The 22190-nt window shown below is 60.7% G+C and carries 18 protein-coding genes; 6 read left to right on the top strand and 12 right to left on the bottom strand.

Annotated elements, in window-relative coordinates:
• Positions 1-216 precede the first annotated feature (216 nt).
• The 3 genes from gcvT (at position 217) to gcvP (ending at position 4658) form a co-directional block, all read left to right on the top strand.
• Positions 217-1311 (top strand): glycine cleavage system aminomethyltransferase GcvT, encoded by a 1095-nt coding sequence (gcvT, locus tag AC2FNR_RS13945; RefSeq protein WP_496849572.1) that lies wholly within the window; start codon positions 217-219, stop codon positions 1309-1311.
• Positions 1312-1329: 18 nt separating this feature from the next.
• The gene (gene gcvH / locus AC2FNR_RS13940) at positions 1330-1695 is read left to right on the top strand and encodes a glycine cleavage system protein GcvH (RefSeq protein WP_170355485.1); all 366 of its coding nucleotides are present in this window, start codon (positions 1330-1332) and stop codon (positions 1693-1695) included.
• 107 nt (positions 1696-1802) lie between these two features.
• Positions 1803-4658 (top strand): aminomethyl-transferring glycine dehydrogenase, encoded by a 2856-nt coding sequence (gcvP, locus tag AC2FNR_RS13935; protein ID WP_496849570.1) that lies wholly within the window; start codon positions 1803-1805, stop codon positions 4656-4658.
• 32 nt (positions 4659-4690) lie between these two features.
• Here the strand turns inward: gcvP and AC2FNR_RS13930 are convergent, their stop codons facing one another.
• Complete coding sequence (locus AC2FNR_RS13930) at positions 4691-5932, bottom strand: cytochrome-c peroxidase (protein WP_496849568.1); 1242 nt, start codon at positions 5930-5932, stop codon at positions 4691-4693.
• Between the two features lie 42 nt (positions 5933-5974).
• Here AC2FNR_RS13930 and AC2FNR_RS13925 point away from each other — a divergent pair, with 42 nt between their 5' ends.
• Positions 5975-6445 carry a tetratricopeptide repeat protein gene (locus tag AC2FNR_RS13925; RefSeq protein WP_170355482.1) on the top strand — a complete coding sequence of 157 codons (471 nt, stop codon included), beginning with the start codon at positions 5975-5977 and terminating at the stop codon, positions 6443-6445.
• A gap of 30 nt (positions 6446-6475) precedes the next feature.
• Here the strand turns inward: AC2FNR_RS13925 and AC2FNR_RS13920 are convergent, their stop codons facing one another.
• The 6 genes from AC2FNR_RS13920 to AC2FNR_RS13895 are packed head-to-tail and all read right to left on the bottom strand — an operon-like array spanning position 6476 to position 12053.
• Complete coding sequence (locus tag AC2FNR_RS13920) at positions 6476-7537, bottom strand: TRAP transporter substrate-binding protein (protein WP_170355481.1); 1062 nt, start codon at positions 7535-7537, stop codon at positions 6476-6478.
• Between the two features lie 25 nt (positions 7538-7562).
• Positions 7563-8852 (bottom strand): TRAP transporter large permease, encoded by a 1290-nt coding sequence (locus AC2FNR_RS13915; protein WP_496849567.1) that lies wholly within the window; start codon positions 8850-8852, stop codon positions 7563-7565.
• A complete protein-coding gene (locus AC2FNR_RS13910) occupies positions 8853-9440 on the bottom strand; it encodes a TRAP transporter small permease (RefSeq protein ID WP_170355479.1) in 588 nt (195 codons plus the stop codon).
• Between the two features lie 53 nt (positions 9441-9493).
• On the bottom strand, positions 9494-10009 hold the full coding sequence (locus AC2FNR_RS13905) for a flavin reductase family protein (RefSeq protein WP_170355478.1): 516 nt from the start codon (positions 10007-10009) through the stop codon (positions 9494-9496).
• Positions 10009-10899, bottom strand: a complete 891-nt coding sequence (locus AC2FNR_RS13900) for an aldo/keto reductase (protein ID WP_496849565.1) — start codon at positions 10897-10899, stop codon at positions 10009-10011. The genes AC2FNR_RS13905 and AC2FNR_RS13900 overlap by 1 nt, the downstream gene beginning before the upstream one ends.
• A complete protein-coding gene (locus AC2FNR_RS13895) occupies positions 10899-12053 on the bottom strand; it encodes an LLM class flavin-dependent oxidoreductase (RefSeq protein ID WP_496849563.1) in 1155 nt (384 codons plus the stop codon). Before AC2FNR_RS13895 ends, AC2FNR_RS13900 begins: the two co-directional genes overlap by 1 nt.
• A gap of 108 nt (positions 12054-12161) precedes the next feature.
• Between AC2FNR_RS13895 and AC2FNR_RS13890 the strand changes: the two genes are divergently transcribed.
• Together AC2FNR_RS13890 and AC2FNR_RS13885 are read left to right on the top strand one after the other, a co-directional pair.
• Positions 12162-12872: a GntR family transcriptional regulator gene (locus AC2FNR_RS13890; protein ID WP_496849561.1), complete on the top strand. Its 711-nt coding sequence runs from the start codon at positions 12162-12164 to the stop codon at positions 12870-12872.
• Positions 12873-12884: 12 nt separating this feature from the next.
• Positions 12885-13976: a Gfo/Idh/MocA family protein gene (locus tag AC2FNR_RS13885; protein ID WP_496849559.1), complete on the top strand. Its 1092-nt coding sequence runs from the start codon at positions 12885-12887 to the stop codon at positions 13974-13976.
• Between the two features lie 2 nt (positions 13977-13978).
• Here the strand turns inward: AC2FNR_RS13885 and AC2FNR_RS13880 are convergent, their stop codons facing one another.
• Genes AC2FNR_RS13880 through AC2FNR_RS13860 form a run of 5 tightly spaced genes read right to left on the bottom strand, consistent with a single transcriptional unit; the run spans position 13979 to position 22143 of the window.
• Entirely contained in the window at positions 13979-16603 is a 2625-nt protein-coding gene (locus AC2FNR_RS13880) for a molybdopterin-dependent oxidoreductase (RefSeq protein ID WP_496849558.1), read from the bottom strand.
• Positions 16600-16932: a nitrite reductase small subunit NirD gene (gene nirD, locus AC2FNR_RS13875; protein WP_480866587.1), complete on the bottom strand. Its 333-nt coding sequence runs from the start codon at positions 16930-16932 to the stop codon at positions 16600-16602. Before nirD ends, AC2FNR_RS13880 begins: the two co-directional genes overlap by 4 nt.
• Complete coding sequence (gene nirB / locus AC2FNR_RS13870) at positions 16929-19361, bottom strand: nitrite reductase large subunit NirB (protein ID WP_496849557.1); 2433 nt, start codon at positions 19359-19361, stop codon at positions 16929-16931. The genes nirD and nirB overlap by 4 nt, the downstream gene beginning before the upstream one ends.
• A 5-nt stretch (positions 19362-19366) precedes the next feature.
• Positions 19367-21052: an ABC transporter ATP-binding protein gene (locus tag AC2FNR_RS13865; RefSeq protein ID WP_496849555.1), complete on the bottom strand. Its 1686-nt coding sequence runs from the start codon at positions 21050-21052 to the stop codon at positions 19367-19369.
• Between the two features lie 5 nt (positions 21053-21057).
• A complete protein-coding gene (locus AC2FNR_RS13860; protein ID WP_480866582.1) occupies positions 21058-22143 on the bottom strand; it encodes an ABC transporter permease in 1086 nt (361 codons plus the stop codon).
• Positions 22144-22190 lie beyond the last annotated feature (47 nt).

Below are 22190 nucleotides of genomic sequence, written 5' to 3'. Positions count from 1 at the left end.
ATTGCGCTACGAAAAAAAGTTTCCTATAGGAAACCAAGCTGTGGCATGCGGGTGTATACACCATTCCCGAAGGTACTGCAGCCCACTCTGGCGTGGAACACGTGTCTAACTCTGTTGACTTACAGCAAAGGAGTGGGAAGCTGGCGGAACACCGCCTTTTTGCAGGACGGGGTGTTTGCGACAGTCTGTGACAACGGCTTAGGAAAGCGACCACCCATGACCGAGATTAAGCGCACGCCTTTGTATGATCTGCACGTTGAGTTGGGCGGCAAGATGGTTGATTTTGCGGGCTGGGAGATGCCGGTTCAGTATCCGCTGGGGATCATGGGGGAACACAAGCAATGTCGCGAAAAGGCGGCGGTGTTCGATGTCAGTCACATGGGTCAGGTGATCCTGCGCGGCGAGAATGTGGGCGAGAAGCTGGAAACGCTCTGCCCGCAGGCTTATGCTACGCTGAAGGACGGCAAGGCGCGGTACGGGTTCTTTACCAACCCGGAAGGCGGGATCATGGATGACCTGATCGTGTCGAATGCAGGGGATCACTACTTCGTGGTGGTGAACGCGGCGCTGCGTCATCAGGACATTCCGCATATGCGCGAACATCTGGACGGCGTCGAAGTGATCGAGATTTTCGACCGTGCGCTGGTTGCGGTGCAGGGACCAAAGGCCGAGGATGTGGTGGGCGCGCTCTGCCCTGTGGCGCGGAATCTGAAATTCATGGAAACCACTGTGGCGGATATCAACGGCGTTGAATGCCGTATCTCGCGCCTGGGTTACACCGGTGAGGACGGGTACGAGATCTCGATCCCCGAGGACAAGGCCATCGATATCACCCGCGCCTTTCTGGCGCATGAGGATTGTGAACCGGCGGGCCTTGGCGCGCGCGACAGCCTGCGGCTGGAGGCTGGGCTATGCCTTTATGGCAATGACATTGACCAAACGACCTCGCCGATCGAGGCGAGCCTTGGCTGGGCGATCCAAAAGCGCCGCAAGGAAGAGGGCGGCTTTCCCGGTGCCGACCGCATCCAGAAAGAACTAACTGAGGGCGCCGCACGCAAACTGGTCGGCATAAAACCCGAAGGCCGCGCGCCCGCCCGTCAGGGTGTTGAGATCCAGTGCACGGAAGGCAACACCATCGGTCAGATAACCTCTGGCGGGTTCGGCCCCACGGTCGGTGGCCCTGTGGCAATGGGCTACGTGTCCGCAGGCCATGGCGAGCCGGGCGAGGTGGTCAACTTGATCATTCGGGGCAAGCCGCAACCGGCGCAGATCGTGGCGCTGCCCTTCGTTACCCAGAATTACAAGCGTTGAAGTCAGGAGAAAAACCCAATGGCAACCTATTATTCCGAAGAGCATGAGTGGATTGACGTCGATGGTGACACCGCCACTTTGGGCATCACCAAACACGCGGCGGAACAGCTGGGCGATGTGGTCTTCGTGGAACAGCAGGAAGTCGGCGAAGAATTCGCCAAGGACGGCGAGATCGGCGTGATCGAATCCGTCAAGGCGGCGTCCGAGCTTTATGCTCCGGTTGATGGTGAAATCATCGAAGTGAACGAGGCGCTGGCCGACAATCCGGGCGCGCTGAACGAAGACCCAGAAGGCAATGCATGGATCTACAAAATCAAGATCACGGACGCGTCGCAGCTCGAAGATCTGATGGATGAGGCCGGCTACAAGGACTTCATCGGTTAATTCAACGGCGGATCTTTACACGGATCCGCCCTTCATCTGGCTAAAATACCTCCGCCGGAGGCTCCCGCAGCCTCCGCCGTGTCTGACTTATTCATAGGAGCGCTGCAATGGCTTTCAAACTGACCGACTACGAAGCCTATGACTTTGCCAATCGCCGCCATATCGGGCCCAGCCCGACCGAGATGCGCGACATGCTCAAGGTGATCGGCTTCAAGACGCTGGACGCGCTGATCGACGCCACCGTCCCGCCCGCGATCCGCCAGAAAGAGCCGCTGGACTGGGGTCCGGCGATGACGGAACGCGATGCTCTGTTCCATATGAAAGAGGTGGCGAGCAAGAACAAGGTTCTGACCTCGTTGATCGGGCAGGGATATTACGGCACCACCACGCCTGCTCCGATCCTACGCAACATTCTGGAAAACCCGGCCTGGTACACCGCCTATACGCCCTATCAGCCCGAGATCAGCCAAGGCCGGCTTGAAGCGTTGTTGAACTTCCAAACCATGGTCAGCGATTTGACCGGGCTGGACGTGGCCAATGCGTCCTTGCTGGACGAAGCCACCGCCGCGGCTGAGGCCATGGCGATGGCCAAGCGCGGTGGTCGGTCCAAGGCCAACAACGCCGCCTTCTTTGTCGACCGCAACTGCCACCCGCAGACCATCGCGGTGATCAAAACGCGCGCCGAGCCGCTGGGCATCGATGTGCAGGTGGCCGACCCGGATCAACTAGACGCGGGCGCGGTTTTTGGCGCGATCTTCCAATACCCCGGCACCCACGGCCATGTGCGCGACTTCACCGCCGAGATTGCGGCGCTGCATGAACACAAAGCCATTGCCATTGTCGCCGCTGACATCCTGTCGCTGGCGCTGCTGAAGTCACCGGGCGAGATGGGCGCGGATATCGCCATCGGCTCGACCCAACGGTTCGGCGTGCCGATGGGCTATGGCGGGCCCCACGCGGCCTATATGGCGACCACCGACAAGCTGAAACGCGCGATGCCGGGCCGGATCATTGGTGTCAGCATCGACAGCCGTGGCAACAAGGCTTATCGCCTGGCGCTGCAGACCCGCGAGCAGCACATTCGGCGCGAGAAAGCCAACTCGAACGTCTGTACCGCACAGGCGCTGCTGGCGGTGATGGCCTCGATGTACGCTGTCTATCACGGTCCCGACGGCATCAAGGCGATTGCGCAATCTGTTCACCGCAAAACCTCGCGTATGGCCGCCGGTCTGGAAGAGGCGGGCTTCTCGGTCGAACCCGAAGTGTTCTTTGATACCATCACTGTTGAGGTCGGCCACTTGCAGACGACCGTCATGGAGGCCGCCGTTGCCCGTGGCATCAACCTGCGCAAGGTCGGCGAGACGAAAGTGGGCATCAGCCTGGATGAACAGACCCGCGCCGAGACGATTGAGGCGGTTTGGGGCGCCTTCGGCATCGACCGGAAGGATGACAGCTCGAACGTCGCCTACCGCCTGCCGGATTACGCCCTGCGCGAGACGCCGTATCTGACCCACGAGATCTTCCACAAGAACCGGGCCGAGGCCGAGATGACCCGCTATATGCGCCGTCTGGCCGACCGCGACCTGGCGCTGGACCGGGCGATGATCCCGCTGGGGTCCTGCACCATGAAGCTGAACGCCACGGTCGAGATGATCCCGGTCACCTGGCCCGAGTTCGGCAATCTGCACCCTTTCTGCCCCGAAGATCAGGCGCAGGGCTATCACGAGATGATTGCCGATCTGAACGACAAGCTGTGCCAGATCACCGGCTATGACGCGATCAGCCAGCAGCCCAACTCGGGCGCGCAGGGCGAGTACGCAGGTCTACTGACTATCCGCAACTATCATTTCGCCCGCGGCGAAGGGCACCGCAATGTCTGCCTGATCCCGACCTCGGCACACGGGACCAACCCGGCCTCGGCGCAGATGGTGGGCTGGCAGGTGGTGCCGGTGCAATCGGATGAGAACGGCAATATCGACCTTGCGGACTTCCGCGCCAAGGCCGAGAAGCATTCGGATCATCTGGCCGGCTGCATGATCACCTACCCATCGACCCATGGCGTGTTCGAGACCACCGTGCAGGAGGTCTGCCAGATCACCCATGACCACGGCGGTCAGGTCTATATCGACGGCGCCAACATGAACGCCATGGTCGGCCTGTCGCGCCCCGGTGATATCGGCGGCGATGTCAGCCACCTGAACCTGCACAAGACCTTCTGCATCCCGCATGGCGGTGGTGGCCCTGGCATGGGCCCGATCGGCGTCAAGGCACACCTGGAAGAACACCTGCCTGGTCACCCGGAATACGGCACCGCCGTGGGGCCGGTCTCGGCGGCGCCCTTTGGCTCGCCCTCGATCCTGCCGGTCTCATGGGCCTATGTGCTGCTGATGGGTGGTGCGGGTTTGACGCAGGCGACCAAAGTGGCGATCCTGAACGCCAACTATATCGCAGCGCGTCTGCAGGAAGCCTATCCGATCCTCTACACCTCCGAGACCGGTCGGGTCGCGCATGAATGCATCCTCGACACCCGTCCGCTGGACGCCGAGGCGCATGTGACCGTCGATGACGTTGCCAAACGTCTGGTCGATTCAGGTTTCCACGCCCCGACGATGAGCTGGCCGGTGGCAGGCACCCTGATGGTCGAGCCCACGGAATCTGAGCCCAAGGATGAGTTGGACCGCTTCTGCGACGCCATGCTCTCGATCCGATCCGAGGCGCAGGATATCATCGACGGTAAGATCGATGCGGAGAACAACCCGTTGAAGAACGCCCCCCACACGGTGCGCGATCTGGTTGGTGACTGGGACCGGCCTTACAGCCGCGAACAGGCCTGTTTCCCTCCTGGCTCGATGGGCGTCGACAAATACTGGTCCCCCGTCAACCGCGTCGACAACGCGTATGGCGACCGCAACCTCGTTTGCACATGTCCGCCAATGGACGCATACGCGGAAGCGGCGGAATAAACAGAAAACCCCCGCCTTGGCGGGGGTTTTTCTTAGGGAACGAAGCCTTTTGGCACCCCGAATGGCGGGGAGTCCACGCTGGATCCCGTCAGTGCGTCGAGGAATGCCAGGAGACTCGCGATGTCAGCTTCGGACAATTCCAATGGCGTGATGTCTACCTTGCCGCGCACACGCGCCATTTCCAACCGGTCGTCCCAGACGACGAAATCGGCTTTGTGCAACCAAGGAACGTTCGGCAGGTCGGCCATATCACGATTCCATTTCGACAGGCTGTTTTCGGGGTTCAGGTGATGACGGATCATGCCCTCGAGGTCGGGGAAAGCTCCGTTATGACCATAGGGCGCCGTCAAGGCCACGTTGCGCAACATCGGCGTGCGAAAGCGATAGGCGTCCTCCAGCCGGTCGCTTTCCCCCATGCGGCCGACGTCGCGCACATAGGGGTCCCATTGCCGCGTGCGGCCCGGCCCAAAAGGGGGCAAGGCCAAGGCGTGAAATTCCTGATCTGACATCAGCGGCCCGGAATGGCAGGTCGAACACTGCGCTTTGCCATAGAAAAGATCCATCCCGCCCTTCTGTTCCGCCGTCAGCGCCGAGGAGTCACCCGCGAGGTATTGATCGAACGCGCTGTCGGTGCTGCGCCATTCAACCGCCATGAACGCGGCTAAGGCGTTGGCGATCTGGGTGATTGTGATGTCCTCGGTCGTGTTGACCTCATCAAAAGCAGCGACCATGGCCGGGCCATAGCGCGGATCGGTGCGCACGCGCTTGGCAAGGATCGGCCAGCCCAGATCAATTCGGTCGGCAACCGCTCCGGTCACCTGATTTTCGCCGACATTGCCGGCCATTTCGAATTGTGAGGTCAGCGGGATCAGCGCCTGTGCGGCGAGCAGCGAGTTCAGCCCCTCAGGCAACCATTCCTGCGCCGGAGAGTTAAACCCGTTGCCGTAGACATCCGAGATACTCAGGCGGCCATCGTGGAATACGGTGTGAATCTCTTTCGCGCCAAGGTTCCACAGCCCCGGTGAATTACGGGGGATGCGTTTGCGAATCTTATCGGTTCCTACGCCCGGTGTCCGATCTGGCCCCAAGCCTTGCCCGCCTTCACCAATACCCAGCGATAACCCGTCCGAGGTGCCGAAATCAGGATGATGGCAGTGGGCACAGGAAATGTTCTGGTTGCCCGACAGAATGGGGTCGTAAAACAGTTGATGACCAATCGCGGCCTGTTCCATATCAAAGAGGATAAAGTCATCATCGGTCAGTGGGCGCGGCAAATCCTGAGCCGCAGCCGCTCCGACGAAAAGGAAAAAAACCCCATGCGCCAGCTTGTATTTGCCCTTTGCCTTTTTGCGACCCCGGCGCTGGCCGAATTGGAACAAGCGCGCGACATGATGGAAGCGGGCGAATTTGAGGCCGCGCGTGAGGAACTGCTGCCAGCGGCGCGCTCTGGCAATGCCGAGGCCGAAGAACTGATCGGCGTCATGTACGGCCTTGGGCTGGGGGTCGAGCAGGATTACGAGCGGGCGTTTGACTGGTATCTGCGTGCTTCGATGAAGGGGCATCCGGGGGCGCAGTCGGGTGTCGGCTGGTACTATGAGCTGGGTCTGGGCATGCCCGCGCCCGATCTGGTGCGGGCGTATATGTGGTACACGCTCAGTGCCATTGGCGGTGATCCCGATGCGGCGATCAGCCTTGAGGAAGTGGTCAAGAAAATGTCGCCGGAGCAGATTGAAAGGGCGCATGTGCTGGTGAATGATTACAAAGGGTGGATGTACCCGTTTCGGTAAGGGCCGGACGCAGCGCCCGGCCCCTTTCGCTTAGTTCAGATCCGCATCGCGAGAGGCGTTGATATCGGCCTCGGCTGCTGCAACCGCTTCGGTCAGGGCGTTGAACACCTCGTCCCCGCGGGCCACGTTGGACTGGAACCAGTCATAGACCGGCGTTGCGGCTTCTTTGAACGCTGCTTTCTGGTCAGGTGTCGGCACATAGAGATCCCCGCCACCGGCGACGAAATCTTCATAAGCCTGGATCGACTTGCGCTTGGGCGAGGCAAAGGTGGCCTGCTGCAGAGCATAGAAGCCATCGACCACCACGCGGCGCATGTCCTCGGGCATCTCCTGGAACTTGGCGTTATTCATCCACCACAACGCACCCATGTAGGCGTGGCCGTCCAGCGTGACGTATTGCAGACCGGCATCGGGGAATTTCATCCCCATGATGTCGGTGATCCCGTTCTTGGACCCTTCAACCACACCGGTCTGGAAGCTGGTGAACAGTTCAGGCCACGGGATCGGGGTGGGCGATGCACCCAGTGCCTTGACCAGCTCTTGCGGCAGGTCAGCGACCACGGTGCGGATTTTCAGACCTTCCATATCCGCAGGTTCGGCGATGCGACGCTGGGTGTTGGCAAAGTTGCGCCAGCCGCCGGTGTTGCCAATGGTCATCAGACGGATCGCGCCGCCAGAATCCTCAAGCGCCATGTCGCGGACCTTGCGGGTGAAATCGCCGGACAAGACATGCTCGGCCACGCGGTCATCGGCCATCAGATAAGGCAGGTCCAGAACCTGCACGTAGGGGAAGATGCCCGACGCGCCGCCCGAGGTCGAAATATAGATGTCGATCGTGCCATCAGCCACGCCTTGCAGGCACTCGGCCCCGTTCGAGCACAGCTGCGTCCCGATGAACAGTTCCACCTCGATGGCGCCGTTCGAGGCAGCCTCGACGTAGTTCTTGAAGACGATCAGACCATCATAGTCTTCGTCGTTTTCGTTCGAGTTGGCTGTCGCGCGCAGGGTATAATCTGCGGCGGTGGCGGCAAGTGCGGATGCAGCCACCAGCGAGGTGGCCACCGCAGCGGTTTTGATGAAGTCTCTGAGCATTCGTTTCCTCCCTGTGATACTCAGTTCAGTTTGCAAATCCCGTTATCCTCGGGATCGTCATGGATAGTGCGGGGACATAGGTGATCAGGAAGATCACTATGATTTCGACAGCCAGAAACGGCAGGATCGCCTTGGCAATGGTTTCGACCTTTTCGCGCGATACGGCGGCGGCCACGAACAGCACCAGCCCCATGGGCGGAGTGGCCAGACCGACGGTCAGGTTAACGCTCATGATAATAGCAAAGTGGATCGGGTCCACGCCGAGGCTGGTAAAGATCGGGCCAAGGATGGGACCAAGAATGATGATTGCCGGGCCTGCGTCCAGAAACATGCCCACGACAAACAGCAACAGGTTGATCAGGAACAGCAGGATCAGCGGGTTTTCTGACAGGCCAAGGATCAGTGCCGCCAATTGTTCAGGCGCATGGCTAAGGCTGACAACGGTCTTGAATGCCATCGCCGCGCCCACCAGCAGCAAAACCACGGCCGAGGTCAGGCCCGCATTACTGAGGATCTCGGGCACTTCTTTCAGGGTCAGTGTGCGCAGGACGAAGAAGCCGATGATGAAGGCATAGCCCACAGCGACCGCAGCAGCCTCGGTCGGAGTAAAGATGCCGCCGAGGATCCCGCCCAGAATGATAACGGGGGTCAGCAGCGGGAAGAACGCCTTGAGACTGGCCTGACGACGCTCGCCCCATGTGTATTTGCGGCTGGCGACGGGGAAGTCGTATTTGTCGGCCATCACTTTGATCATCAGCATCAGGCCAACGCCCACCATCACACCCGGCACAATACCCGCAAGGAACAGGGCGGCCACGCTTTCACCCATCACATAGGCATAGATGATCATGATGCCCGAGGGCGGAATGATTGGCCCGATCACCGAGCTGGCCGCTGTGATCGCAGCGGCGAAGCGGCGGGTATAGCCCTGTTTTTCCATCGCCGGGATCAGCATAGACCCCAGTGCCGAGGTATCTGCGACCGCCGAGCCCGATAGTCCTGCAAACAGGATCGAACTCAGGACATTCACGTGGGCCAGACCGCCGCGCAGGTGCCCCATCAGGGCCTGCGAGAACTCGACCAGACGAATGGTGATGCCGCCACGGTTCATCAGCTCTCCGGCCAGCATGAAGAAGGGAATGGCCATCAACGGGAAGCTGTCCATACCGTTGTAGACGTTCCGGTACAGCAGAGTGATGTCGGCGGTCTGACCGTTCAGCCACAGCAGAATGCCGGGCGCGGCCAAAAGCGCGAAAAAGACCGGCAGGCCGATCGTCAGGAAAATCAGGAAGGTGGGCAGGAACCAGATCAGCATCTATTCAGCCCCCACCGGTGCATCTGCGATTTCGGGCAGCAAGTCCCCGCCGCCCATCATCTTGACGATCGACCGCAGGATAAGCTCGATATTGACGACTAGCAGAAGGATGACCCCCACCAGCAACGATGCCATCATCCAGCTGCGCGGGACGCGGTACCACTCGTCAAACCCCAGCGAGGTCGGAATATAGAGCGCCGCCGTGGCGAAGCGGCCGCCAAAACCCGTGACCTCGGACCAGCCGATATTCACGGCGACGGCCAACACTGCCAGCGAGACGAAAAGCAGAAACAGCATCAACACCTGCCCCAGCACGCGCGGCAGCATCATGGGCAGCATATCAATAGCCACAAACCCGCCGCGCCGGAACGCGGTGGGGGCCATCAGCCCGGTCATCCACAACATGCAGAAGCGCGCGGCCTCATCTGGCCAGGGTAGGGCGTTGCCTAAAACGTATCGGAAGAACACCTGAATCAGGATTGCGATCACCATCAATGCAATCGCAACGACACCAACCGCGCGGCCCAAACGCAGCACGGTTTCGTTCACGAATGCAATCGGCGCAAGCGCCGTTGCCAGTCCGCCCATGCGGATCCTCCCTTGTTCAGCCGCAGGTTTGTCCCGCGGTCGTCAAATCACGCCTAGTGCTGCGCGAATTGGCCGAGTTTCCCGGCGTAAAAGGTCAGCGCGTCTCCGTCCGCCATGCTGACTTTCAGGACTTTGCCCACCACGATCACGTGATCGCCTGCATCGTGATAGGCGTGCTGTTCGCACTCAAACCGCGCCAGACAATCCGGCAGCAGAGGTGTTCCGTTCCCGCAGCGGTCGTGGTCGATATCCCGCAGAGCGAATGCGTCTTTCGAGCAGCCAAAACACAGATCGGCCTGTTCCGACGATAGCACGTGCACGCTGAAATGGCGCGCCTTGTGGAAATAGGGGAACCGGCGCGAATTGCGGTCGCCTGCCCACATCACCAACGGGGGGTCCAGCGACAGCGATGAAAAGCTGTTGGCGGTGATGCAGACTGGGCCATCGTCGCTGTCACAGGTGACGATGGTCACGCCGGTCGCAAACTTGCCAAAAGCGTCCCGCAAGGTGCGGGTGTCGTCTTTGTGCGGGACGAATGTGTGAGTGATGTCCTTTGAGATTGCGTTCATCATGGTACCTCATGCCCCAGCGCCGCCTCGTACAGGCGGAACCAGCTTTCGCGATCCAGATTTACTTTCAATGCGTCCGAGATGCTTTTGATCCGGTCCAGATTGTTCGTGCCCATAACCGGAAGAATTCCTGCTGGGTGCGCCAATAGGAAAGCGATGGCGACTGCCGCGCGATCCACGCCGAATTCGGCAGCTATCTCATCTGCAACTATGCCGACCGGAGGGTTTCCGGCCATCAGCAACCCACCCCCCAGCGGAGACCACGCCATAACGTGCTGGCCGTGCTGCTGATGAAAGGCAAGATCGCCATTGGTGAAAGGGTCGATCTGACCCAGAGACAGCTCGATCTGGTTGGTGACCAGCGGCGTCTTCATCGCCGATTGCAGCAGGTTCCAGTCCCAGGGACGGAAGTTCGACACGCCGACAGCGCGCACCTTGCCACTGGCGACCACCTCATCCAGTGCGGCGCCGGTTTCATGGTGGTCCATGAACGGATCAGGACGGTGGATCAGCAACAGGTCAATATGGTCGATGGCCATCTCGGTCAGAGAAGTATCGACCGATTTCAGGATATGCGCGCGCGAAGTGTCGTAGTACTTGACCTTCGCGTCCGAATACCGTCCGCAGGGCGCGACGATATCGCATTTGGTGACGATCTCCATCTTTGACCGCAGGGTCGGATTGGCGCGCAGGGCCGCACCCAGAATGCCTTCGGCCGTGTAGTCGCCGTAGATATCCGCCTGATCGAAACTGGTGATCCCCTGATCCAGACAGGCTTGTATCTTGGCCTCGACATGCGCGGCCGAGGTGTCATCGTCATCCCCGATGCGCCACATACCATATACAATGCGGCTCAGTTCCAGCGTGTCGGATAGTTTCACACGTTGCATCAGCGACGAACTCCATTGCCCAGCGGGGTGGCCGGGGTCTTTGCAGGCACGCGCCCGTATTCTTCGGGCAGCGAGCAGGTTTTCAGATTGGGCAGGACGCGGGCCCCGAAATGCTTGGCCTCATCCATGTGCGGATAGCCCGAGAAGATGAAAGCGCGGATACCCATCTTCTGATATTCCTCGATTTTGGACATCACCTGATCGGTCGATCCGACCAGAGCCGCCCCACAGCCCGAGCGCGCGCGCCCAACGCCGGTCCACAGGCCCGGTTCGACATAGCCATATTCGTCCGCCAGATCGCGGTTCTTGGCCTGATGCGCCACACCCAAAGAGGTCGAGTCCAGCGCCCGTTCTCGGATCGCACGACCATACTCGTCATCCAGCTTCGAGACGATGTAGTCCGCATATTCCTGCGCTTCGGCCTCGGTATCGCGGACGATCATGTGAACGCGCAGACCGTAATCCAGCGTGCGGTTGTAGTTTTCAGCCACCGCGTGAACGGCCTTCATCCGCTCGGCCAGTTGATCCTTGGTTTCCGGCCACATCAGGTAGACATCGCAATGCTCGCCGCAAAGATCGAGCGCAGAGGGGGAGTAGCCTCCGAAATACAGCAGCGGACCTCCGGTCTGATAGGGCTTGGCCGGGTCAGTGGTCAGGCCAGAGAAGTTATAGACCTCACCCGCATGGTTGATCTCATCCTGTGTCCAGGCTTGCTTGAGAATCTCGACCACCTCGCGGGACCGCTGATAGCGGAACGCGCTGTCGGCCTTTTCGCCGGGGAAATCGGACGAGATGATATTCACCGTCAGCCTCCCTTGCAGCATGTGATCCAGCGTCGCAATGGTGCGGGCCAGCATGATCGGCTGCATCTCGCCGCAACGCACAGCAGCCAGCAGGTTGATCCGGTCCGTGATCGGCGCGCAGCCAGCCACGAAACTCAGCGTGTCCTGACCGACCTGATAGGAAGACGGGCACAGGATGTTGCGGAACCCTTGCGCCTCGGCTTCGCGGACGATGCCGGAACAATGCTCCCAACTCGACCGCAAGTCACCATCAGGGACACCCAGAAACTGATAATCGTCTGAGCACAGCGCGGCGAACCACGAAACCTCGGCCGCATCCAGATCGGGGGATGTGATGGGGACGATGGTCATTTGATTCGTTCTCCGTGCATCTTTTGACTTTCCTCTTGCGTAGCAATCACTTTGATGTAGATCAATAGTGTATCAATTTTTTCCACGACTCGGTGAAGCACCTCGAAAATGACTGCCAACAGCCGCAACCCCAACGCGCTGCCGATCTATGTGCAGATCGCCGAGCTTCTGATCCGCGACATTGCCGCGGGTCGGCTGATCGACGGTGAACGTTTGCCACCCGAACGAGACATGGCTGCGAACCTCAATGTCTCGGTCGGGACGCTGCGAAAATCGCTGGCGGAGCTTGAGAAAAAAGGGATGTTGGAGCGTATCCAAGGCTCGGGCAATTACATCCGCGAGACCGGGACGCAGAACAGCGTTTATGCGATGTTCCGGCTGGAACTACCCGAAGGCGGGGGCCTGCCGCGCGCGGATATCCTGTCGGTGGATCATCTGGAAAAGCCCTCAGATCTACCTGAATTCGGTATATCGCCCAATGGGTCGCGAGTGCGCCGGATGCGCTATTTGAATGACACAATCATCGCGGTCGAGGAAATCTGGCTGGATTATTCCGCCGGAAAGGTCGATCAGGCGCTGCTGTCGGATTCGCTTTATCGCTATTACCAGCAGCAGCTTGGGTTCTGGATCACGCGGGCCGAGGATCGGGTTTCGGTCCGTGCGCTGCCCCATTGGACGCCTGAGACCTTCACCAAACCCGCTGGCGAAACGGCCGGTTATATTGAGCGGTTCAGCTGGTCCGAGGGGCCAGAACCGGTCGAGTTTTCAAAAACGTGGTTCGACCCGGATCGGGCCACCTATGTCCAACGTCTGAAATAAAAGGAAAAACGCATGACCCGGACCTTCCATTACGGGCTGATCGGTTGCGGTATGATGGGGCAGGAACACCTGCATAATATCGCGTTGCTGGAAGGTACGCGCGTCTCGGCGATTTTCGAACCCGACGCCGCGATGGCCAAGGCAGCGCAGACGATTGTACCGGATGCGCAGATGGTGGGTTCGGTCGAAGATCTGCTGGCCGTGGATGATCTGGACTGCATCGTGATTGCCAGCCCCAACCATCTGCACGTGGACCAGATCGAGCAGATCGCGCGGGTGCGACCTTTGCCTTTGCTGGTCGAGAAACCTCTGTTCACCGACCCGGCAGATGCGGCGCGGCTTGACGCCATCCAGCGTGACTACCCTCATCCGATCTGGGTGGCGATGGAGTATCGCTATATGCCGCCCATCGCAGCCTTGATTGAGGGGGCGCAGGTGACCGGCGGTGTCAAAATGCTGACCATCAAGGAGCACCGCTTTCCCTTCCTGGAAAAGGTCGGCAACTGGAACCGCTTCAACCGCAATACGGGCGGTACCTTTGTCGAGAAATGCTGTCACTTCTTCGACCTCATGCGCCTGATCCTGCAATCGGACCCTGTGCGCGTGACAGCCAGCGGGGGGCAGGCTGTCAATCATTTGGACGAGGCGTATAACGGCGAAACACCCGACATTCTGGACCACGGTTATGTCATGGTCGATTTCGCCTCGGGTGCGCGAGCAATGCTGGAGCTGTGTATGTTCGCGGAAGGTGCGCGGTATCAGGAGGAGATCTCGGCCGTCGGGTCGGACGCGAAGATCGAGGCGCTGGTGCCCGGACCGGGCCGTTTCTGGCCCGAGCATCTTGGTGATGCGCCGGTGCCGCAACTGATCGTTAGCCCACGTGCGCCTAAGGGACCGGTCGCCAAGGACATCCCCGTTGATCCAACGCTATTGGCCGCGGGTGACCATAACGGGTCTACTTTCTATCAGCATCAAGGATTCCTAGCCGTCCTGCGTGGTGATAAACCCGCCCCCGAGGTGACTCTGCAGGACGGGATGTGGGCTGTGCGCATGGGTCTGGCCGCGCAAAAGGCGCTGGAGACCGGAGAGGCGGTTTGGTTCTAGAACTACTGAGCGGCCTCTTTCTGATGTGCCGACGCCAACAGTGTCGCCAGTTCCGGGCGGCATGAGCCGCAATTGGTTCCGGCCTGTAACGCCTCACCAATGGCTTCGACGCTCATCAGCCCTTTGGTCTCAATAGCGGTCAGGATGGTGTTCACGCCTACGTCGAAACAGGAACACAGGACCGGACCGGGATCGGGCCGGTCGGCCGGCGCGCGGCCTGACAGCAGGTCGGGCACCTGTGGCAGAGTCGCAAGATAGTCGCGCATCACCGCCACTGGCTCGGGCGAAATGAACAGTGCAGCGACCAGTTGTCCGTGTTCGTGAAACGCCAGCCGCGCCATGCCGCGCGCCGGGTCCTCAACTATGGTTGTCTGCGCCTCGGGCAATCCGAAAAGATCACGCGCGGTGGTTTGCCAGTCATTTATTGTGCCCATCCCGGCCAGCTCAGCGCGATAGCCGGTTTTGGTGGGGGTCTTCGCCCAATATTCGCAGGACGGCTGCATTTCGCGATCTGACACCGCAAACCCGTACCACTCGGCGTTGAACCGGGTGACATTTACAACGGACGCTTTGCTTTCGGGCTGCCCGGATACAGGGTCGGTCGCCGCAGCGACCACGGCGTCGATCCGGGCTGAAGGGGCGGTTTCTCCGGTCCAGTGTATAGGCGCAAAGACCTGTCCTTGTGTGACATCGCTGGTAATCCGCGCCCGCAGGATGGATGTTCCATGCGGGCTTGCGACCTGCACCAGATCGGCGGGGTTTATCCCCGTAACGTGCGCATCATCGGGGTGAATGTCCAAAAACGGCTCGGGCAGATGCGCGGACAGGCGCGCGGACATACCTGTACGGGTCATCGTGTGCCATTGGTCGCGCAGCCGACCGGTGTTCAGCCAGAACGGATAGCGCGGTTCTGTTTTGGCCGCAGGTGCGCGCGATGTAACTGGTAAAAGCCGCGCCTTGCCGTCGGGGTGATAGAATTGGCCATCCGCAAAGAACCGTCCGCCCTGCCGTGTCGCGGTGACAGGCCAGCGCGTCGGCTGAAGAGCGTCATAACCCACAGCATCCAAGTCGCTGAGGCCCGAGATATCGAAATCGCGTCCAAACTTGGCGGCAATGCCGGACAGGGTTGCATACTCACGAAAAATCTCTCCGGGCGTTTGATAATCGAAGGCCGAGGCCCATCCCATCCGTCGTCCGACCTCGGCCAGAATGTCCCAATCCGCGCGCGCTTGTCCCGGTGCGGGCAGGACCGAACGTTGTCGGCTGATCGTGCGGTCGGAATTGGTGACTGTGCCGTCTTTCTCGGCCCACGCAGCGGCGGGCAAAAGCACATCGGCCAGTCGCGCCGTATCGGTGCGGGCGGTGATATCCGAGACCACGGTGAACGAGCAGGCGGCGATGGCGTCGCGCACCGCGTCGGCCTCGGGCATTGAAACCACGGGGTTCGTGTGGATCACCCACAGCGCCTTGACGCGCCCGTCGCCCACGGCGCGGAACAGGTCCACGGCCTTGAGGCCCGGGGCCTCGGGCATGGTCGGGGCGGACCAGAAATCGCGCACGGCGGCGCGGTGATCGGCATTTTCGATATCCAGATGACAGGCGAGCATATTGGCCAGACCGCCGACCTCGCGCCCACCCATCGCGTTGGGCTGACCGGTGACCGACAGAGGCCCGCAGCCGGGTCTGCCAATGCGACCCGTGGCCAGATGGCAATTCAGGATGGCGTTGACCTTGTCGCTGCCCGAACTGGATTGGTTCACGCCCTGACTGAAGATCGTCACGACCTTTTCGGTGCCCATCCACATCTGGCAGAACTGCGCGATATCGTCGGGGTTGAGCCTGGTGACCGACACATCGTCGGCCAGCGCACTGTCCAGCGCCTCATGAATACCGGTGGTGTGGGTCAGGGAATCCGCATCCACCAAACCGGCAGTGTCGATTTGTGACAGCAGATGGTTGAACAGTGCGACATCACTGCCCGCGGCCAGCGGCAGGTGCAGATCGGCGCTGTCACAGGACGCCGTGCGGCGCGGATCGACAACGATGATCTTGGTCCCGCGCGCCTGCCGGGCTGCCATCAGGCGTTGATACAGAACCGGGTGGCACCACGCCAGATTGGATCCGACCAGCACGACCAGATCGGCCTCGTCCAGATCCTCATAAGTGCCGGGCACGGTGTCGGTGCCAAAAGCGCGTTTGTGGCCCGCAACGGTTGAGGCCATGCACAGCCGCGAATTCGTGTCGATATTGGCCGAGCCGATGAAACCTTTCATCAGCTTGTTGGCGACATAGTAGTCCTCGGTCAGCAACTGGCCCGATACATAGAAAGCCACTGAATCCGGCCCGTGTTCGGCGATGGTCTCGCGGAACCGGTCCGCGACCAGTTGCAGCGCGTGGTCCCAGCCAGTCTCTTTGCCCGCTACCAAGGGTGCTAGCAGTCGCTGCGACAGGCCCACCGTTTCGGCCAAAGCCGAGCCTTTGGAACACAGCCGCCCTTGATTGGCCGGGTGATCCGGGTCGCCGGTGACGGTCAGGCCACCCGCGCCATCCGGTTGCAGCAGAACCCCGCAGCCCACCCCACAATAAGGGCAGGTCGAGCGTGTGGCGCAGGCACTCAGGTCTTTCACGCGGCGCTCCTTTGCCCCAATGAGGTGCTGTCGAGCAGAATGCGCTCTCCGTCCAGCTGCACCGGGTAGGTGGCGATCTGGCCTTCATCCGCGCCTTGTGCCTGACCCGAGTTCAGGTCGAAAACCCAGTTGTGCAGCGGGCAGGTGACGGACTGGCCATGCACGATGCCCTCAGATAGCGGACCGCCCTTGTGGGGGCAGGTGTCCGAGGCGGCAAAGACCTCATCTTTGGCAGTGCGGAACAGGGCGATGCAGCCCACGGGCGTTTTCACCACGCGCGCGCCGCGCAGGGGGATGTCGCCGATATGTCCGATGTCGATCCAGCTCATTCTGCGGCCTCCAATGTCAGATCGGCCATGGGCGCAAAGCGCGGGGCCTCTTTGGCCTGCTCGGCCCATGGGTCTTTGCGATAGATGGATTGGCTGAGTTCAAACCGCTCAACCAATGCGCGGCGGTTTTCGAGGTCATCCACCACGGTTTCCTTGATCCAGTCGAGACCGACCTTCGCCATCCATTTATACAAACGGTCCAGATACTTGCCGCCCTCGCGATAGGCTTGGGTGACGGCCATCACGACCTCAATCGCCTCATCCTCGGTCGGAACCTGCACCAGCAGTTCGGTTTCCTTAACGTCCATGCCCGCCGCGCCGCCGATGCTGATCTGGAAGCCCGAGTCCACACAGACCACACCGATATCCTTGCAGGTCGCCTCGGCGCAGTTGCGCGGGCAGCCCGAGACCGCCAGCTTCAGCTTGTGCGGCGTCCACGAACCCCACAGGATTTTCTCAAGCTTCACGCCGAGGCCCGTGCTGTCTTGCGTGCCGAACCGGCAGTGATCGGTGCCGACACAGGTTTTCACCGTACGCAGACCCTTGGAATAGGCGTGACCTGAGACCAGCCCGGCCTTGTTCAGATCGGACCAGATATGGGGCAGGTCGGACCCTTTCACGCCCAGCAGGTCGATACGCTGACCACCGGTGACTTTGACAGTGGGCACATCGTATTTCTCGGCCGCATCGGCGATGGCGCGCAGTTCCGCTGGGTTGGTGATGCCGCCCCACATTCGGGGCACAACGCTGAAAGTGCCGTCTTTCTGGATGTTGGCGTGTTTGCGTTCGTTGACGAAGCGGCTTTGCGGGTCGTCCTGATATTCCACCGGCCAGTCGGCCAGCAGGTAGTAATTCACCGCCGGGCGGCAGACATGACAGCCGTTGAGCGTCTTCCAGCCCAGCTCCTGCCAGACGGCCTCCTGGCTTTTCAGCTCTTGCGATTTGATCAGGCGACGGACGTCTTCATGGGTCAGGTCACAGCAGCCGCAGATGGGCTGTGCAGTGGGCATCTGGAAGTCATCGCCCAGTGTGACCTGCAGCAGTTGCTCGACCAGTCCGGTGCATGTTCCGCAGGAGGCGCTGGCCTTGGTGGTCGCGCGGATGGCGCCCAGATCGGTTGCGCCGCCTTCGATAGCGGTGGTGATGTCGGATTTGCAAACGCCGTTGCAGCCACAGATTTCCGCCTCAGGCGGCAATGCTGCAACGGCTGAGAGAGGGTCCGCAGAGCCGCCCCCCTGATAGGCCGGGCCGAAGATCAGCGTCTCACGCATCTCGGACACGTCCTCACCATCGCGGATCAGGCCGAAGAACCAGTTGCTGTCGGCGGTGTCGCCATACATGACCGCGCCAACCAGCGTGTCGCCTTCTAGCACCAGCCGTTTGTAAACGCCGCGAGCAGGGTCGCGGAAGACGATGTCCTCGCGGGTCTCGCTCTCGGCAAAGTCCCCTGCACTGAACAGGTCGCAGCCGGTGACCTTCAGCTTGGTCGAGAGCGAACGTTGTTTGAACGCCGCATCCTCGCCCAGCAGGGTCTGCGCCAGCACTTTGGCCTGATCGTACAGCGGCGCGACAAGGCCAAAGACCTCGCCCTGATGCTCGACGCATTCGCCCACGGCATAGATATCGGCGTCCGAGGTGATCATCTGGTCATCCACATGGATACCCCGACCCACGGCAAGGCCCGTTTCCTGCGCCAGCGCGGTGTTGGGTCGGATGCCCACAGCCATCACCAACAGGTCGCAGGGCAATTCCGTGCCGTCCTCCAACAACAGCGCCCGGGCCTTGCCATCCTTGCCCGCGATTTCGGTCGATTTGGCATTCAGCAGAACGGTGATGCCTTTTTCTTCCAGCGATTTCTTGAGCAGATACCCTGCAGCAGGGTCCAGCTGACGTTCCATCAAGTGGCCCATGATATGCACGACGGTCACATCAGCTCCGCGCGCGGCCATGCCTGCGGCGGCCTCAAGCCCCAGCAAACCGCCGCCGATCACGACGACCTTGTTGCCCGCGCCCATGCCCATCATCTGTTCTGTGTCTTCCAGATCGCGATAGGCGATGACGCCGTCCAGATCATGCCCCGGCATCGGGATCATGAAAGGGTTCGATCCGGTGCCGAAGATCAGCTTGTCGTAAGGCACATGGCCGTACTCGCCTTCGACCACCTTCAGATCACGGTCAATTTTGACCACTTTCTCGCCGAATCGACAGGCGATGCCGCGCTCCGCGTACCAAGTGTCGTCATGGGTGACGATCTCTTCATAGGTCTGATCGCCTGCCAGAACCGGGCTCAGCATGATGCGGTTGTAGTTCCCGCGTGGTTCGGCGTTGAACAGGGTGATGTCGAACGCATCGGGGGCAGCGTCGGTCAGGTGCTCCAGCACCCGGCCCGAGGCCATGCCGGCTCCGATGACAACCAGTTTCTGTTTCATGTCATTCACTCCGCAGCGATGGCTTTGGGGGTAGGGGATTTGGGCTTGGGTTTCGCGCCGTGCTCGTATTCCTCAAGGAAATCCAACACCTCTTGCCGGTATTCGTAGTAGTCGGGATGGGCCAGCAGCGCCTTGCGGGTGCGCGGGCGCGGCAGGTCGACATTGGTGATCTTGCCGATGGTGGCCTGCGGGCCGTTTGTCATCATCACCACGCGGTCGGCCAGCAGGATCGCCTCGTCCACATCATGGGTGACGCAGATGGTGGTCACTTTGGTACGTGACCAGACTTCCATCAAAACCTCCTGCAGCTCCCATCGGGTCAGGCTGTCGAGCATCCCGAAGGGTTCATCCAACAGCAGCAGTTTCGGCGACAGGGCAAAGGCGCGGGCGATGCCAACACGCTGGCGCATCCCGTTCGACATGTCGGCGGCGGATTTGTCCATCGCGTCGGCCAAACCGACCCGTTCGAGGTAATATTCCACCACATCCTGCCGCTCGGCCTGGCTGGCGCGCGGATACACGCGGTCCACACCGACCGAGACGTTTTCTTTGGCGGTCAGCCAAGGGAACAGCGAAGGCGACTGGAACACCACGGCGCGTTCAGGGTCTGCGCCTTCGACGTGGCGGCCATCCAGCTTGATCGCACCCTTGGAGATTTCGTTCAGACCGGCGGCCATGGTCAGCACCGTGGACTTGCCACAGCCCGAGTGACCGATCAGCGAGATGAACTCTCCACGGTTGAGCTTCAGGTTGAAATCCTCGACCACGGTCAGCGGGCCTTTGGGCGTGGGGTAGACCTTGTGCAACTGGCTGAAATCCAGATAGCGATCTTCGATCAGACCCGACTGCGCCTCTTTCACCGCTGCCGGTACACCGTGGATCGGGGTGACGTCGGGCAGGGTCTTGGTGCCTTCGACCTTGGCCTCGATGCCCACATCCATCAGGTATTTCGTGACCTCGCCACGCAGCGCCTTGAACGTCTCATCATGGTTCATGGCGGACCGGTCGCGGGGGCGGGGGATCGAGACCTTGAACTCGGTCCCCAACGTGCCATCGGGGTTCAGCGGCATAATGCGGTCGGCCAGCAGGATCGCTTCGTCCACGTCATTGGTGATCAGGACACAGGTCTTGCGGTCGGCCTCCCAGATCTTTTCGATCTCTTCCGCCAGATTGCCACGGGTCAATGCATCCAGCGCCGACAAGGGCTCGTCCAGCAGCAGAACCTCGGGGTCCATCGCCAGCGCGCGGGCCACGTTCACCCGCTGCCGCATCCCACCCGACAGCTCGGCAGGGCGGCGACCAGCGGCGTGGCTAAGGCCGACCATGCGGATGTAGTGGGCAACCTTTTCCTCTTTCTCAGCCTTGGGCATCTTGGGAAAGACCGCGTCCACGGCCAGCCGCACATTGCCCGTCACCGTCAGCCACGGCATCAGCGAGTAGTTCTGAAAGATCACCCCCCGTTCCGGCGCGGGGCCGGTGATGGCTTTGTCGCGAAAGGTTACGCTGCCCTTGGAGGGGAATTCGATCCCCGCCATCAGGTTGATCAGCGTGGTTTTACCGGTGCCAGAAAAGCCCAGCAGTACCACGAATTCACCTTCCTGAACCGAGAGGTTGATGTCTTTCAGCACATCCGTCGCAGCGGTGCCGGTGCCAAAAGATTTGCTGACATTCTTGAAGTCGATCACAGCCATTTGGGTCACCGGTTGTTCGAGAAGGTAAACAGCGACTGCAGCGCATACATCACGCGATCCAGCAGGAAGCCAATGATGCCGATGGTAAAGACGGCAACCATTATCTTGGCGAGTGAGCTGGACGAGCCGTTCTGGAACTCATCCCAGACAAACTTGCCCAGACCGGGGTTCTGCGCCAGCATTTCAGCCGCGATCAGAACCATCCAGCCAACGCCAAGCGACAGACGCAGGCCGGTGAAGATCAGCGGCAGGGCCGAGGGCAGCACCAGCTTGGTGATCTTGGTATAGGTGTTCATTTTCAGAACTTTGGAGACGTTCACCAAGTCTTTGTCGATCGACGCCACACCCAGCGAGGTGTTGATCAGCGTGGGCCACAGAGAACACAGCGTCACGGTGATGGCCGAGATCAGGAAGGATTTCGCGAACCAGCCGTCATTGGTGACGTAAACGGCCGACACGATCATAGTCACAATCGGCAACCAGGCCAGCGGCGAGACGGGTTTGAAAATCTGGATCAGCGGGTTCAGCGCCGCATTTGCGGTGGGTGACAGGCCCGCAGCGATACCCAGCGGCACAGCGACAATAGTGGCGATCAGGAACCCGAAGAACACGGTTTTGATCGAGGTCCAGATCTGGTTGTAATAACTCGGTGCGCCGGTATAGGCGACCTCTTTGACTTTTTCGGGCTGGCCCGCGTCGATGAACTTCTGGTTGCGCTTTTCAACCATGGCCTCGAACTTGGCCTTTTTGGCGGCCTTGGCCTGCGCGTCCTGATGCAGGCTAATGGCTTCGGACCAGACCTGCGCCGGACCAGGCACTGCGCCCAGCGAGGTTTGCACCTTGGGTGCCAACGTGCCCCAGAGAACCAGAAAGGCACAGATGGCCAGCAGAGGCACGACCAGCAGGCGCCAAATTTCGCCCATCTGCGCGCGCGGGTTGTCGCCTGCACCGGCCTTCAGGATGGGGGTGATCCAAGCCAAGCCCAGAACCTGAAACCATTTATCGGCGGCGTTGATCCGGGTGAACAGGCGGGCGCGTCGGGCCTCGCGTTCAGCATCAGCGGATAGCGTATCGTGGTCGATGGCTGTCATCTTGCGGTCTCCTGGCCCGGTCGTTCAGCGCCGGGCGGGGGTGGAAT

Source organism: Ruegeria sp. SATB045 (genome assembly GCF_059613525.1).
Note: the sequence above shows the minus strand (reverse complement) of the source record. Positions and strands in the feature narration are given on the sequence as shown.